Origin of the sequence: Nocardioides allogilvus (assembly GCF_003047285.1) — a bacterium.
GTDB lineage: Bacteria > Actinomycetota > Actinomycetes > Propionibacteriales > Nocardioidaceae > Nocardioides > Nocardioides allogilvus.
The window spans coordinates 125,933-140,868 of record NZ_PZYX01000003.1 but is presented as its reverse complement, the minus strand read 5'-3'; the positions used below and the strand labels follow the sequence as shown (position 1 = coordinate 140,868).

The window sequence follows — 14,936 nt, the reverse complement described above, 5'->3', positions numbered from 1 at the left end:
GGCCGGCGCACGCCCCGCTGATGAGAGGCGTCACGTTGCGTCGCAGGGTCCCCTGACGGGGCTTAGGCTCCCTGCCATGCGCGATCTCACCTATCCCCCCGTCATCGTCACCGCCAAGGCCGCTTTCCGGCTGCTCGGACAGCGGTTCCAGATGACCGGGACCGAGCACGTGCCGCGCTCCGGCGGCGTCCTGCTGGCCTTCAACCACATCAGCTACGTCGACTTCGTCTACGGCGGGCTGGCCGCGAACCCGTCCGGGCGCAAGGTCCGCTTCATGGCGAAGCGCGAGCTGTTCGATCACCCCGCGGTGGGCCCCTTCATGCGGTCGCTGCACCACATCGAGGTCGACCGGGCCGCCGGTGAGACGTCGCTCGCGGTCGCACTGGACCACCTCAAGTCCGGCGAGGCGGTCGGGATCTTCCCCGAGGCGACCATCTCGCGCGCGATGGAGCTCAAGGAGTTCAAGACCGGCGCCGTGCGCATCGCGGCCGAGGCCGGGGTGCCGCTCGTGCCCGTCGTCCTCTGGGGCACGCAGCGGATGATGACGAAGGACCACCCGCGCGACTTCTCCCGGGGCAAGACCATCGCCCTCACCGTCGGTGAGCCGATGCATCCCACCACCGAGGACAACGCGGTCGCCCAGACCGCGGAGCTGCACCGGCGCATGAACGTCCTGCTGGAGCAGACGATCACCGCCTACCCGACCGCCGAGCAGCCTCCCGGTTCGTGGTGGGTGCCCGCCCGTCTCGGGGGTACGGCGCCGACGCTCGCGGAGGCCGCTGACCTCGATGTCGCGGAGAAGCGCGAGCGCGCGCGTCGCAAGGCCGCCAAGAAGGCCGCCACCAAGAAGTGATTTCTCGACCTGTCGTCAAGTCGCTTTGTTGCTGCATCGCTTTGTCGACATAGCAGCGTTCGTGCAGGTCAGAGCGTTGCGCCGGGCTGTGAACCGGGCGCCCGGACGACCCAGACCTGCCGGGTGAGCGCTGAGGATCCTCAGATCGGACGGTCGTTCCGGTTGCGCGGGTCCATGACCTCCACGATCCGGCGCAGGTCGTCGAGGGAGGCGAACTCGACCGTGATCTTGCCCTTGGCCTTGCCGAGGTCGACCTTGACCCGGGTCTCGAACCGGTCCGAGAGCCGCTCGGCGAGATCGGCCAGGCCCGGAGCCGTCGGGCGACTGCGCTGGGTGCGGGGAGTGCCGGTCTGGCCGGGCCCGAGGGAGACGATCTCCTCGAGGCCGCGCACGCTGATGCCCTCGGCGGTGACGCGGGCCGCGAGGCGGTCCTGGAGGTCCGGGTCCTCGATGGTCAGCAGGGCGCGGGCGTGGCCGGCCGACAGGACGCCGGCCCCGACGCGACGCTGGACGGCCGGGGACAGCTTGAGCAGCCGCAGCGTGTTGCTGATCTGGGGGCGCGAGCGACCGATGCGCTGCGCCAGCTCGTCGTGGGTGCAGCCGAAGTCCTCGAGCAGCTGCCCGTAGGCGGCAGCCTCCTCGAGCGGGTTGAGCTGCGACCGGTGCAGGTTCTCCAGCAGCGCGTCGCGGAGCATGTCGTTGTCGTCGGTGTGGCGGACGATGGCCGGGATCGTGTCGAGACCGGCCTCCTGGGATGCGCGCCAGCGGCGCTCCCCCATGATCAGCTCGTAGTCGGCCTCGCCAGTGCGCCGCACCACGACGGGCTGGAGCAGCCCGACCTCGGTGATCGAGTGCACGAGCTCAGCAAGGGCCTCCTCCTCGAAGACCTGGCGAGGCTGCCGGGCGTTCGGGCGCACCTGGGCGATCGGGAGCTCGGCGAAGTAGGCGCCGGAGACGGTCCCGGCGTGCACGGGATCCGTCTCGCCGGTGCTGGTCGCGGGCGCCGCAGGCGCGGGGCTGCCGTCCGCTGCGGCCGTGGGCGGGGTCGAGGGGGCGTCCACGGACCACCTGTGGGAGCCGTCCGACTCGGCGGGACCGGTCGGGATGAGGGAGCCCAGGCCCCGGCCGAGGCCGCGACGAGGCTGCTTGGGGGTGGTGCTCATCGAGGTGCTCCCTTGGTTGCGATCTCCCGGGCTGCCTCGAGATAGCTGAGCGCACCGGCCGACGCAGGATCGTAGGTCATCACGGTCTGGCCGTAGGACGGCGCCTCCGAGACTCGCACCGACCGGGGGATCGCGGTCTTGAGCACCTCGGGCCCGAAGTGCTCGCGCACCTCGGACGCCACGCCCGCCGCAAGCCTCGTCCGGGCGTCGTACATCGTCAGCAGGATCGTGCTGACGACGAGGTCCTGGTTGAGGTGCTTGCGCACCATCTCCACGGTCTCGAGGAGCTGTCCGAGCCCTTCGAGGGCGTAGTACTCCGCCTGGATCGGGATGAACATCTCCCGGCCGGCGACCAGGGCGTTCAGCGTCAACAGCCCCAGCGACGGCGGGCAGTCGATGAGGACGTAGTCGAAGCGCTCCTCCCCGGCCGTGGCGGCGGTCCCGACCCAGGGATGCCCCGCCAGGGCCGTCTGGAGCCGGGTTTCACGTGCCACCATGCTGACCAGCTCGATCTCGGCGCCCGCGAGGTCGATCGTTGCCGGCACGACCCAGAGTCCGGGGATGTCCTCGCTCTGGCTCATCACCTCGGCCAGGGGCTGCCCGTCGACGAGCATGTCGTACGTCGAGGGCACCCCGCGGTGGTGATCGATGCTGAGCGCGGTCGAGGCGTTCCCCTGGGGGTCGAGGTCGATCACCAGCACCCGCTGGCCCAGCTGGGCGAGCCCGGCGGCGACGTTGACGGTTGTGGTCGTCTTGCCGACGCCACCCTTCTGGTTGGCGACCACGAACACCCGGGTGGCGCCGGGACGCGGCGCGGGAGTGTCGCGGTGCAGGTGACCGCTGCGGGCCAGCACCGACTGCTCCGCGGCCCGGGCGAGGGGCGTGGTGTCGTCGTCGTACGCGCTCATGCCTTCGGCGACCTCAGCCGCCGTACGCACCCGCCATGCGGGGCTGGTTTCACGTGAAACCTGCTCGGGGGCGCTGGTTTCACGTGAAACAGATCCACCCTCAACCTGTGGATGAACGTGAGCCTCCTGTGGATACGCACGCTCAGCGGGTGGGGATGAGGCGGTGGATAACCCCGCATCGTCGCGCTGAGGGAGATGCTCAGGACGGTTCGAGTCCTCGGTCACAACCAGGACCTTTCGCAAAAGTATTGGCACGGTCAGAGGGGGCACGACCCGCGTCGGCCGCCAGGGATCAGCGTTGGCGACGGCGCGCGGGACGTGACGAGCGTGAGGCGGGCAAACCTACCCGCGAAGGGTCGGCCCAGGCCACCCGTAGGGCATGGGTGCTGTGGACAAGTGACTCGCCCCCGAGGGTGAGGATCTCGGGTTCGGAGCACCGCAGCTTCCTGAGCGTCGGGCGGGCCGCTTCGATCTCCTCGGCGACGGAGGAGCCCTTCATCGCGACCAGCGCTCCGTGCGGCGCGACCAGCGGCATCGACCACCGCAGGAGACGCTCGAGCGGCGCCACGGCCCGGGAGGTCACGATGTCGAAGCCATGCGGCTCCTTGACCTCCTCGGCACGACGCCGCACGACGGTGACGTTGGACAGCGCCAGCTGCTCGACGACCTCGTCGAGAAAGGTCGTACGGCGCAGCAGCGGTTCGACGAGGGTGATCCGCAGATCGGGGCGGGCGATGGCCAGCACCACGCCGGGCAGCCCGGCGCCCGACCCGATGTCGCACACCGAGACGTCCCGGGGGATCGCCTCACCCAGGACCGCACAGTTGAGGAGGTGCCGATCCCACAAGCGCGGCGCCTCACGCGGGCCGATCAGGCCGCGGAGCACCCCATCGGTGGCCAGGAGGGCGGCGTACGCCTCCGCCAGCGGCAGACGAATGGAACCAAACACCCCCCGGGCCGCCTCGGGAGTTTCCGGGGGCACGGAGGGTGGGAGGTCGCTCGTCGTGTTCACGGGCACTGTTTCACGTGAAACACGCGCTCTCAGGCCGGCAGGATGACGACGAAGCGTCGCGGCTCGGCGCCCTCGGACTCAGACGTCAGGCCGGCAGCGGACACGGCGTCGTGGACGACCTTGCGCTCGAAGGAGGTCATCGGCTCCAGGGAGACGGACTCGCCGGACTTCTGGACCTCGGCGATCTTCTCGGTGGCCAGGGCGATCAGGCGCTCGCGCTGCTGGGCGCGATAGCCGGAGACGTCGAGCATCAGCCGAGACCGCTCACCGGTCTCGCGGTAGACGGCCAGGCGGGTGAGCTCCTGCAGCGCGTCGAGGACCTCGCCCTTCGCGCCGACGAGCTGGGAGAGGTCGGCGCCCACGATCGACACCGCAGCCCGGTCACCCTCGACGTCCATGTCGAGGTCGCCGTCGAGGTCGGCGATGTCCAGCAGCTCCTCGAGGTAGTCGGCGGCGATGTCGCCCTCGTTCTCGAGCCGCTCCACCTTGGAGGGACGGCCGGACTCGACCGCGTCCTGCGTGGACTCCTCGGTCGACTCGCTCAGGTCGGTGCTGGTCTCGTCGGGTTCAACTGCGCTGGTCTCGCTCATGTGCAATCTCCTGCCATCTGCTTCGAATTCGCGGCCGGGCCGCGGGGAACTGGGGGAGGGCTAGCTGTTGCCCTGCTGCTTCTTCTTGGCCTGGCGCTGCGCCTTCGTCTGGCGCTTGGGCTGCACACGGGGGGCCGGGCGCTCCTCGACCGCGGTCTCCGTCGTGGCCGGCTCCGCACTCGTCTGCGCGTCGAGCGTCAGGCCCTTGCGGGCAGCCTTCGCCCGGTCGCGCTCCTCCTTGGCCCCGAAGGCCGGAGTGCCGGGGGCGGGGTTGTTGCGGATCACGTAGAACTGCTGGCCCATGGTCCACAGGTTGGAGGTCGTCCAGTAGAAGAGGACACCCACCGGGAAGGCGATACCACCGACGGCGAACACGATCGGCAAGACGTAGAGCAGCATCTTCTGCTGCTGGGCGTAGGGCCCGGTGAGCGCGTCAGCCGGCATGTTCTTGCTCATCAGCTGGCGCTGGGTGAGGAAGGTGGTGAGGGTCATCGCGATGACGAGGACCGCAGCCAGCAGCCGCACCATGTTGTCGTTGGTGCTCAGGAAGGTGTCGGAGATCTTGGCGCCCGCGAACACGGCGTCACGCAGCTGGTTGTTCAGCTCCGGGGTCATCAGCCCGCGCTTGTCCTGCGGGTTGCGCGCGGCCTGGTCGAGGATCCGGAACAGGGCCAGGAAGATCGGCATCTGCAGCAGGATCGGCAGGCAGGACGCGAACGGGTTGGTGCCCGAGTCCTTGTAGAGCTTCATCGTCTCCTGCGCGAGACGCTCACGGTCGTGGCCGTACTTCTTCTGCAGCTCCTTGACCTTGGGCTGGATCAGCTGCATGTTCCGGCTGGACTTGATCTGCTTGACGAACAGCGGGATCAGCGCTGCCCGCACGACCAGGGTCAGTCCGATGATCGACAGCACCCAGGCGACGCCCGAGGCGGGGCCGAACCAGTCGCCGAAGACCTTGTGGAAGCCAACGAGAACGAAGGAGATCGCGTAGTACAGCGGCGTCATGATGAAACTGCCGATGGCACCGAAGAATTCGAGCACTCAAGCTCCCTGGGTCGGGGTCGATCCCGCACTCGCGGCGCGGGGAGGACTGTGTGGATCGAGCGGAACCGGGTCATAGCCGCCGGCTGCCCACGGGTGGCAGCGGATCAGTCGTCGCCCAGCCAGCCACACGCCGCGCAGGGCACCGTGCTCGGTGACTGCCTCGAGTGCGTAGGCGGAGCAGGACGGGTGATAGCGGCACACCTGGCCGTACAGCGGGCTGATCAGCGTGCGATAGGCCTTCAGCAGCCAGATCAGCAGGAACTTCACGACGTCACCCTGCCCAGACAACGGCGCAGGTCGGCGTCGAGTTCCGTGGTCGTCGCGTCCGCGGAGGCCGGGAGCGCACGCACGACGAGCACAGCAGAACCCGGAAGCCCCGCCAGTGCAGGCAGGTGCTCCCGGGTCAGGTGTCGAAGTCGGCGCTTCACGCGGTTGCGAACCACGGCATTGCCCACGGCCTTGCTGACCACGAAACCCACGCGCGCCGGTTGCCCGGGCGCCTGGACGTCGAGGTGGACCACGAGCGTGCTGGACCCGCAGCGACGACCCGATCGAACCGTGACCCGGAAGGAGTCACTGTCGACGAGTCGGTGCGCCGCCGGCAGCACGAGCGTGGACGCCGCGGGCGCAGCCGTCAGACGGCCAGGCTGCTGCGGCCCTTGCGGCGACGTGCCGACAGGATCGAGCGGCCGGCGCGGGTGCGCATGCGCAGGCGGAAACCGTGCACCTTGTGACGGCGGCGGTTGTTCGGCTGGTAGGTACGCTTGCTCACGAGCTTCTCTCCGATGCAGTTTCTCTTGGGGTGTCCACTCCACAGGCGGGACATGGTGCGTACGGCGGGCAGAGTGATCGCCGCACTTGGCTCTTCGGCCGGCACCGCCCACCCACGCTGCATGACCCGTGTGGGGCATGCGAGTCGTGGACATGCGGCACCCGTCGACACGGAGTGACCGGCCAACGGTACGCGCGCTGGCGAATCAGGGTCAAACTCAGGACCTTGCCATACCGGGTCAGCCTGTGGATGACGGCTTGCCGGGGGCTTTCGACGGTTGTTAGGTTGCGGCCCACCGAGGTTCCTTGCCCCGGTGAGGACGACCGCTGGCAACGGGTCGCAACGGGGTGGTCACAGGACCGCTCATCTGCGGCCTGACCTGCACACTTAGGGTTCGAGCAGGACGGGCCGACTGCCCGGGGTGTGACCCAGGTCACCACGACGGCCCATGGTTCACAGACTGTGGACAACTCTGTGGACGAATCGCCGAACAACCAGATGCAGGAGAGGTAGGCCGGTGGACGACCAGGCAAACGATCTCGGGACCGTGTGGCGAGCCATCGTCCATGACCTCCAACCCAACCAGCGGGCTTGGTTGCGGGCGAGCGAGCCGGTGACCCTGCACGAGAGCACGGCCATCATCGCCGTGCCCAACGACTTCACGCGCGGCCAGCTCGAGGGCCGGCTGCGCGCCCAGCTCGAGGACGCGCTCAGCGAGTCCTTCGGCCGCGAGATCCGCATGGCCGTCAGCGTCAACCCCGCCCTGGAGGACCTGACCCCGCACACACATGTCGCCGAAGAGACAAGTCCACCTAGCGACATGTCGACAAATGCACCTGCGGACGACGGCACGCCGCACGGCCTGATCCCGACGTCCAACGCGACGACGCCGGCACCGAGCTCGGCCTCCAGCGCGGAGCAGGCCGCCGATCGGCGTACGCACTCGGCACTCGAGACGCGGCTCAACCCGAAGTACACGTTCGAGACGTTCGTCATCGGCTCCTCCAACCGGTTCCCGCACGCGGCCGCCGTCGCGGTGTCCGAGGCGCCGGGCAAGGCCTACAACCCGCTGCTGGTCTACGGCGAGTCCGGCCTCGGCAAGACCCACCTGCTGCACGCGATCGGCCACTACGTGCGCAGCCTCTACACCAACGCCAAGGTCCGCTACGTCTCCAGCGAAGAGTTCACCAACGAGTTCATCAACGCGGTCCGCGACGACCGGCAGGACCGGTTCAAGCGGCGCTACCGCGACGTCGACGTGCTGCTGATCGACGACATCCAGTTCCTGCAGGGCAAGACGCAGACGCAGGAGGAGTTCTTCCACACCTTCAACACGCTGCACAACGCCAACAAGCAGATCGTGCTCACCTCCGACCAGGCGCCCAAGAAGCTCGAGGCGCTCGAGGAGCGGCTGCGCAACCGGTTCGAGTGGGGCCTCATCACCGACGTCCAGCCCCCCGAGCTCGAGACGCGGATCGCGATCTTGCGCAAGAAGGCCGCGATGGACCGGCTCACCGCCCCGCCGGACGTGCTGGAGTTCATCGCCTCCAAGATCCAGACCAACATCCGCGAGCTCGAGGGTGCGCTGATCCGGGTCACGGCCTTCGCGAACCTCAACCGCCAGGACGTCGACATGAGCCTGGCCGAGATCGTCCTGCGCGACCTGATCCCCGAGGGCGCGGAGCCGGAGATCACGCCGGGACTGATCATCGCCCAGACGGCTGCCTACTTCGGGGTCTCGATCGAGGACCTCACCGGCCCGAGCCGCGGGCGCCACCTCGTGATGGCCCGCCAGATCGGCATGTACCTCTGCCGCGAGCTGACCGAGCTGTCGCTGCCCAAGATCGGCGCCGAGTTCGGCAACCGCGACCACACGACCGTGATGTATGCCGATCGCAAGATCCGCCAGCTGCTCGCCGAGCGGCGCGCGGTGTTCAACCAGGTGTCCGAGCTGACCAACCGGCTCAAGGTCCAGGCACGTCAAGGGTGAGCAGAAATCTGTGGAGGACGTGTGGTTCCGACCAGCGTGTCCTCCACAGGGCCTGTGTGCGAACGGGCACGAACCACAAGTTCACCCGGCTGGGTGCACAACCCGCCCCGCTGGTGAACAGCTGGGCGCACAGCCCCTGTGCACTCGCATTGCGAGGGCTCACCTGCACAAACAGAAGTTCTCCACAGTTTCCACAGACGCTATTACTCCTATGTACCTGTAACCGGATCGATTGCCAGAAATCATTGAACCGGCCCTTGGCTGGGGACAACCGCGGGACTTCCCTCCCGTCGCGCCTCTCCTCCATGGCAGGATTCACAATCCGCGCGCACCTGTGCGCTGGATCGTGTCGTTCGCGGCACCTGCTGACCCGCCGAAAAACTTTGCACATGAGGAGCCCGCAGTGAAGTTCCGCGTCGAACGCGACGTCTTCGCCGATGCCGTTGCCTGGGCGGCCCGCAGCCTCCCGGTCCGCCCGAGCTCTCCAGTGCTCGCCGGCCTGCTCATCGAGGCCAGCGACGCCGGCCTGGTGCTGTCCACCTTCGACTACGAGACCTCGGCCCGCGCCGACCTCCACGCCGAGGTGAGCGACGAGGGCAGTGCCCTGGTCAGCGGCCGGCTGCTCGCCGACATCTGTCGCAGCCTGCCGGCGAAGCCGATCGAGATGCAGCTCGACGGTCCCCGGGTCTCGCTGACCTGCGGGTCCGCGCGCTTCAGCCTGCAGACCATGCCCGTCGAGGACTACCCCAAGCTGCCGCAGATGCCGGCCGCGACCGGCACCGTCTCCAGCAACGACTTCGCGCACGCGGTCGCCCAGGCCGTCACCGCGGCCGGTCGCGACGACATGCTCCCGGTCCTGACCGGCGTGCGGATCGAGATCGACGGCTCGACGATGTCGCTGCTCGCGACCGACCGCTTCCGGCTCTCGCACCGTGAGCTCACCTGGAACCCCCAGACCCCCGACGCGTCGGTCGCCGCGCTCGTCCCGGCGAAGGTGCTCGGTGACACCGCCAAGTCGCTGACCTCCGGCGCCGAGGTCACGATCGCGCTGAGCGCCGGCGACGGTGGCGAGGGCCTGATCGGCTTCGAGGGAAGTGCGGTCGGTGGCGTTCGCCGTACGACCACGCGACTGCTCGACGGTGAGTTCCCCAAGGTCCGCTCGCTCTTCCCGAGCGAGCACCTCACGATCGCGAAGGTCCGCAAGGACGAGCTGATCGAGACGGTCAAGCGCGTCGCGCTGGTGGCCGAGCGCAACACGGCGGTGCAGCTGAAGTTCGGCGACAACCAGCTCGTGCTGGACGCCGGCACCGGCGACGAGGCGCAGGCGACCGAGGTCATCGAGGCAGAGATCACCGGCGACGACCTGACGACGGGCTTCAACCCGCAGTTCCTGCTCGACGGGCTGACCGCGCTCGACGGTGAGTTCATCGACCTCGCCTTCACCCAGGCCAGCAAGCCGGTCGTCATCTCCAGCACCGACGGCGGCGACAAGGAGTCGTTCCGCTACCTGCTGATGCCGCGCCGCCTGCTCTCCTGACGGCAGTCGTCACCCAGCCCTGTCGTCACCCGCGACGGGGTGGTTGAGTTGGGGCCGGACCACACAACGGGAGGCACTCGGATGCACATCGGACTCGTCGGGCTCGGCAAGATGGGCGGCAACATGCGCGAGCGGTTGCGCCGTGGCGGCCACACGGTGGTCGGCTACGACCGCAACCCCGACGTCAGCGACGTCGCCTCCCTCGCCGAGATGGTCGAGCAGCTCCCCTCGCCGAAGGTCGTCTGGGCGATGGTGCCCGCGGGCGACCCGACCCGGCAGACGGTGGCCGAGCTCGGTGGCCTGCTCGCCGAGGGCGACGTGATCGTCGACGGCGGCAACTCGCGCTGGACCGACGACCTGGCCAACGCCGCATCCCTCGAGGACAAGGGCATCGGCTACGTCGACTGCGGTGTCTCCGGCGGCGTGTGGGGCCTGGAGAACGGCTACGCCTTGATGTACGGCGGCGACGCGGCCGACATCGAGAAGGTGCAGCCTGCCTTCGACACCCTCAAGCCGGAGGGCGACTTCGGCGCCGTGCACGCCGGCAAGGTCGGCGCCGGGCACTTCTCCAAGATGGTCCACAACGGCATCGAGTACGCCATCATGCAGGCCTATGCCGAGGGCTGGGAGCTGCTCGAGAAGGCCGAGCTCACCGACAACGTCACCGAGGTCTTCCGCTCCTGGCGCGAGGGCACCGTCATCCGCTCGTGGCTGCTGGACCTGATGGTCGCGGCGCTCGACGAGGACCCGGGCCTGTCGCAGATCGCCGGCTACGCCGAGGACTCGGGCGAGGGTCGCTGGACCGTCGAGGCCGGCATCGAGAACGCGGTGGCGACCCCCGCGATCACCGCTGCGCTCTACGCGCGGTTCGTCTCCCGCCAGGACGACTCGCCGACGATGAAGGCGATCGCCGCGATGCGCAACCAGTTCGGCGGGCACGCCGTGAAGACCGCCGCCCCCCGTGGCGGCGACGCAGCACCGGACCAGGGTGCGCCCGACCAGTCGAAGGCGGCCGAGCAGGCCGGCGCCGGCAGCGGCACCGAAGCCGGGGAGAGCTAAGAGGCACGTGCACGTCGCGCACCTGACCCTGCACAACTTCCGCTCGTATGCCGACCTGGACGTCGAGCTGGAGCCGGGGGCGACGGCCTTCATCGGCCGCAACGGCCAGGGCAAGACCAACCTCGTCGAGGCGATCGACTACCTCTCCCGCCTGTCCTCGCACCGCGTCTCCTCGGATGCCCCGTTGGTCAAGGCCGGCACCGACCAGGCGCTGATCCGGGCGGCGGTCGTGCGCAGCGGGCGCACCGCGATCCTCGAGGTCGAGCTCAACCCGGGCCGGGCCAACCGGGCCAGGATCAACAAGTCCCCGCTGCCGCGACCGCGCGAGCTGATCGGGGTCGTGCGCACCGTCGTGTTCGCGCCCGACGACCTGACCCTGGTCAAGGGCGATCCGTCGGACCGGCGCAAGTTCCTCGACGACCTGCTGATCCTGCGCGCGCCGCGGCTGGCCGGCGTCCGCTCCGACTACGACCGCATCCTCAAGCAGCGCAACAGCCTGCTGAAGACGGCCGGCCTGGCTCGCGGTGATTCACGTGAAACAGCGCTGTCCACGCTGGCCGTCTGGGACCTGCAGCTGGCCAGCATCGGCAGCGAGCTGCTCGCGGCCCGGCTGCGGCTGGTCGACGACCTGCGGCCCTACCTCGGCAAGGCCTACCAAGCCGTCGCCCGCGGGGCCAGCCGCGACGACGCCGAGATCGACTACAAGCCTTCCTTCGAGCTGCCTGCCGACGTCCACGACCTGGAGGGTGCACTGCTCGCCGAGCTCGAGCGCCGTCGCAAGGACGAGCTCGACCGCGGCATCTCCCTGGTCGGGCCGCACCGCGACGAGCTGGCGCTGAGCCTGGGCAACGGCGAGCTCCGGCTGCCGGTCAAGGGCTATGCCTCGCACGGGGAGTCGTGGTCCTTCGCGTTGGCGATGCGGCTGGCGTCGTACGACCTCCTCCGCGCCGACGGCGACGACCCGATCCTCGTGCTCGACGACGTGTTCGCCGAGCTCGACACCGAGCGCCGCGCCCAGCTCGCCGAGCTCGTCGCCGGCGCCGAGCAGGTGCTGGTCACGGCCGCCGTCGCGGCCGACGTGCCCGAGTCGCTGCAGGGCATCCGGTTCATCGTCGCCGACGGCGAGGTACGCCGCGATGCCTGACGAGACCCCGGAGGAAGCCACCGAGGGACCGACCGAGGGACACCGCGACGACGGGCTCGACTACGCCCGCTCGGCGCGCAAGGCCGCCGGGTCCGGCCCGGGCAAGGCACCCCGACGCAAGACCAGCGGCGACGCCTTCCGGCGCCGGGTGGTGCCGAAGTCGTCGGGCGCCCACCCCGACGACCGGGATCCGCAGCTGATCGACTCCGCCATGTCGCGGATGATCAGCCAGCACGGCTGGGAGCTCGACCTGCGCGTGCAGGCGGTCTTCGGCCGGTGGGCCGAGCTCGTCGGCGACGAGGTCGCCTCCCACTGCACGCCCGAGACGCTGGCCGAGACGCGCCTCGTCGTGCGCACCGACTCGACGGCCTGGGCGACCCAGCTCAAGCTCCTCGCGCCGACCATCGTCAAGCGCCTCAACGTCGAGCTCGGCGACGGCATCGTGACCGTGATCGACATCCAGGGACCGCACCTGCCGAACTGGAAGAAGGGCCGCTTCACCACCCGCGACGGGCGCGGTCCCCGAGACACCTACGGCTGACCCGTTCTGCCGATCTGCGGGGCCCGGGGCGTATGGGGACTCCACCGCCCCCCTGTTCGGCCCTCCGTTCGGCCTCTCTGGTGTCCGCAGAGGCCCGTTTCATCCACAGATCCCCCGGTTCCCGGGGGTCATGCGTGGATTCTGGGCCTCTGAGGGCTAGACTGAGCGAAAGGTCGTTGACTGGATCAGTCACGACCTTCGCCCTTGTCACCCCACCCCTTCAGGGGTGAGAAGCAGAAGAGGTTTGCGTGAGCGACGCCCAGGTCCCCGAGCAGCCCAATGGAGTCGAGTACGACGCCTCCGCGATCCAGGTCCTCGAGGGTCTCGAGGCCGTGCGCAAGCGGCCGGGCATGTACATCGGCTCGACCGGTGAGCGCGGCCTGCACCACCTGATCTGGGAGATCGTGGACAACGCGGTCGACGAGGCGATGGCCGGCTACTGCGACCGGATCGTCGTCACGTTGCAGGACGACGGCAGCGTCCGGGTCGAGGACAACGGCCGAGGCATCCCGACCGACACCGCGCCCGGCGCCGACATGCCGGCCGTGACGATGGCGCTGACGATGCTGCACGCCGGTGGCAAGTTCGGTGGCGGCGGCTACAAGGTGTCCGGTGGCCTCCACGGCGTGGGTGTGTCGGTGGTCAACGCGCTGTCGACCACGCTGGTCGTCGACGTACGCAACCGTGGCCACCTGTGGCGCCAGACGTTCTCCCTCGGTGTGCCCGACGCCGACCTCGAGCAGATCCGCCCGATGGAGCCCGGTGAACGCACCGGCACCACCGTGACGTGGTGGGCCTCCGAGGACATCTTCGAGTCCACGACCTACAACCTCGAGACGATCACCAACCGCTTCCGCGAGATGGCCTTCCTCAACAAGGGCCTCGAGATCGTCATCCGCGACGAGCGCGAGCACGCCGACGAGATCGCCGATGCGGTCGAGGACGGCACGGTCGACGCCGCGATCGACCAGGCCTCCCCCGACGCGATCAAGAAGACGACGACCGGCCTGGAGCGCGTCTTCAAGTACGACCGCGGCCTGGTCGACTACGTCGAGCACCTCAACCGCCGCAAGGACAAGGCCAACCCGACCGTCATCTCGTTCGAGGCGGAGAGCCCCGAGACGACCGGGGCCCACATGAGCCTCGAGGTCGCGATGCAGTGGAACACCTCCTACACCGAGTCGGTCCACACCTTCGCCAACGCGATCAACACCCACGAGGGCGGCACCCACGAGGAGGGCTTCCGCTCGGCCCTCACCACCCTCGTCAACCACTGGGGCGAGGAGTGGGGACTGGTCAAGAAGAAGGAAGACCGCGTCTCGGGTGACGACATCCGCGAGGGCCTGACCGCGATCATCTCGATCAAGCTCGAGGAACCGCAGTTCGAGGGCCAGACCAAGACCAAGCTCGGCAACACCGAGGCCAAGGGCTTCACCCAGCGCATCGTCAACGACCAGCTCGGTGCCTGGTTCGAGGAGAACCCCGCCGAGGGCAAGGACATCGTCCGCAAGTCGCAGGCGGCCGCCTCGGCGCGCATCGCCGCCCGCAAGGCCCGCGACCTGGCCCGTGGCCGCAAGGGCCTGCTCGGTGGCGGCGGCCTGCCCGGCAAGCTCAGCGACTGCCAGTCGACCAACCCCGTCGAGTGCGAGGTCTTCATCGTCGAGGGTGACTCGGCCGGCGGCTCCGCGCGCCAGGGCCGCGATCCGCGCGTCCAGGCGATCCTCCCGATCCGCGGCAAGATCCTCAACGTCGAGAAGGCCCGCATCGACAAGGTGCTGGCCAACACCGAGGTGCAGTCGATCATCTCCGCGCTCGGCACCGGCATCCACGAGGAGTTCAACTCCGACAAGCTGCGCTACCACAAGATCGTGCTGATGGCCGACGCCGACGTCGACGGCCACCACATCAACACGCTGCTGCTCACGCTGCTGTTCCGCTTCATGAAGCCGCTCATCGAGCACGGCTACGTCTACATGGCGCAGCCGCCGCTCTACCGCCTGCGCTGGAACAAGCCGGCCGAGCACGAGTTCGTCTACTCCGACGCCGAGCGCGACGCGCTGATGCGCGACGGCCTCGAGCAGGGCAAGAAGCTGCCGAAGGAGAACCCGGTCCAGCGCTACAAGGGTCTCGGTGAGATGAACGCCGACGAGCTGTGGGAGACCACGATGGACCCGGCCCACCGGATCCTGCTCCAGGTGACCCTCGAGGACGCTGCCCAGGCCGACGAGATCTTCTCGATCCTGATGGGCGAGGACGTCGAGCAGCGCCGCTCCTTCATCCAGCGCAACGCCAAGGACGTTCGATTCCTCGATATCTAGGTCTC

15 protein-coding genes are annotated in these 14,936 nt (G+C 69.0%); 7 read left to right on the top strand and 8 right to left on the bottom strand.

Annotated features, from left to right (window positions below; translation table 11 throughout):
- Nucleotides 1–76 precede the first annotated feature (76 nt).
- Nucleotides 77–853, top strand: coding sequence for a lysophospholipid acyltransferase family protein (locus tag C9J87_RS07130; RefSeq protein ID WP_010834581.1), 777 nt, complete (start codon nucleotides 77–79; stop codon nucleotides 851–853).
- A gap of 140 nt (nucleotides 854–993) precedes the next feature.
- Here the strand turns inward: C9J87_RS07130 and C9J87_RS07125 are convergent, their stop codons facing one another.
- From C9J87_RS07125 to rpmH, 8 genes are all read right to left on the bottom strand, one after another.
- Nucleotides 994–2,016 (bottom strand): ParB/RepB/Spo0J family partition protein, encoded by a 1,023-nt coding sequence (locus tag C9J87_RS07125; RefSeq protein WP_010834582.1) that lies wholly within the window; start codon nucleotides 2,014–2,016, stop codon nucleotides 994–996.
- Complete coding sequence (locus tag C9J87_RS07120) at nucleotides 2,013–2,924, bottom strand: ParA family protein (protein ID WP_036491419.1); 912 nt, start codon at nucleotides 2,922–2,924, stop codon at nucleotides 2,013–2,015. The genes C9J87_RS07125 and C9J87_RS07120 overlap by 4 nt, the downstream gene beginning before the upstream one ends.
- Nucleotides 2,925–3,216: 292 nt before the next feature.
- Complete coding sequence (rsmG, locus tag C9J87_RS07115; RefSeq protein ID WP_010834584.1) at nucleotides 3,217–3,873, bottom strand: 16S rRNA (guanine(527)-N(7))-methyltransferase RsmG; 657 nt, start codon at nucleotides 3,871–3,873, stop codon at nucleotides 3,217–3,219.
- A gap of 92 nt (nucleotides 3,874–3,965) precedes the next feature.
- Entirely contained in the window at nucleotides 3,966–4,526 is a 561-nt protein-coding gene (locus C9J87_RS07110) for a Jag family protein (protein WP_010834585.1), read from the bottom strand.
- 60 nt (nucleotides 4,527–4,586) lie between these two features.
- Nucleotides 4,587–5,567, bottom strand: coding sequence for a membrane protein insertase YidC (gene yidC, locus C9J87_RS07105; RefSeq protein WP_010834586.1), 981 nt, complete (start codon nucleotides 5,565–5,567; stop codon nucleotides 4,587–4,589).
- The gene (gene yidD, locus C9J87_RS07100) at nucleotides 5,568–5,837 is read right to left on the bottom strand and encodes a membrane protein insertion efficiency factor YidD (RefSeq protein ID WP_010834587.1); all 270 of its coding nucleotides are present in this window, start codon (nucleotides 5,835–5,837) and stop codon (nucleotides 5,568–5,570) included. It lies immediately after the preceding gene.
- Nucleotides 5,834–6,178, bottom strand: a complete 345-nt coding sequence (gene rnpA / locus C9J87_RS07095) for a ribonuclease P protein component (RefSeq protein WP_010834588.1) — start codon at nucleotides 6,176–6,178, stop codon at nucleotides 5,834–5,836. Before rnpA ends, yidD begins: the two co-directional genes overlap by 4 nt.
- Nucleotides 6,179–6,204: 26 nt before the next feature.
- Entirely contained in the window at nucleotides 6,205–6,342 is a 138-nt protein-coding gene (rpmH, locus tag C9J87_RS07090) for a 50S ribosomal protein L34 (RefSeq protein WP_010834589.1), read from the bottom strand.
- 517 nt (nucleotides 6,343–6,859) lie between these two features.
- Between rpmH and dnaA the strand changes: the two genes are divergently transcribed.
- From dnaA to gyrB, 6 genes are all read left to right on the top strand, one after another.
- Nucleotides 6,860–8,332 carry a chromosomal replication initiator protein DnaA gene (dnaA, locus tag C9J87_RS07085; protein WP_036491422.1) on the top strand — a complete coding sequence of 491 codons (1,473 nt, stop codon included), beginning with the start codon at nucleotides 6,860–6,862 and terminating at the stop codon, nucleotides 8,330–8,332.
- Nucleotides 8,333–8,735: 403 nt separating this feature from the next.
- On the top strand, nucleotides 8,736–9,869 hold the full coding sequence (gene dnaN, locus C9J87_RS07080; protein ID WP_010834591.1) for a DNA polymerase III subunit beta: 1,134 nt from the start codon (nucleotides 8,736–8,738) through the stop codon (nucleotides 9,867–9,869).
- 81 nt (nucleotides 9,870–9,950) lie between these two features.
- On the top strand, nucleotides 9,951–10,928 hold the full coding sequence (gene gnd, locus C9J87_RS07075; RefSeq protein ID WP_107705096.1) for a phosphogluconate dehydrogenase (NAD(+)-dependent, decarboxylating): 978 nt from the start codon (nucleotides 9,951–9,953) through the stop codon (nucleotides 10,926–10,928).
- A 7-nt stretch (nucleotides 10,929–10,935) separates the two neighbouring features.
- Nucleotides 10,936–12,072 carry a DNA replication/repair protein RecF gene (gene recF, locus C9J87_RS07070; RefSeq protein ID WP_107705095.1) on the top strand — a complete coding sequence of 379 codons (1,137 nt, stop codon included), beginning with the start codon at nucleotides 10,936–10,938 and terminating at the stop codon, nucleotides 12,070–12,072.
- A complete protein-coding gene (locus C9J87_RS07065; protein WP_107705094.1) occupies nucleotides 12,065–12,613 on the top strand; it encodes a DUF721 domain-containing protein in 549 nt (182 codons plus the stop codon). Before recF ends, C9J87_RS07065 begins: the two co-directional genes overlap by 8 nt.
- A 248-nt stretch (nucleotides 12,614–12,861) precedes the next feature.
- Nucleotides 12,862–14,931 (top strand): DNA topoisomerase (ATP-hydrolyzing) subunit B, encoded by a 2,070-nt coding sequence (gene gyrB / locus C9J87_RS07060; RefSeq protein ID WP_010834596.1) that lies wholly within the window; start codon nucleotides 12,862–12,864, stop codon nucleotides 14,929–14,931.
- Nucleotides 14,932–14,936 lie beyond the last annotated feature (5 nt).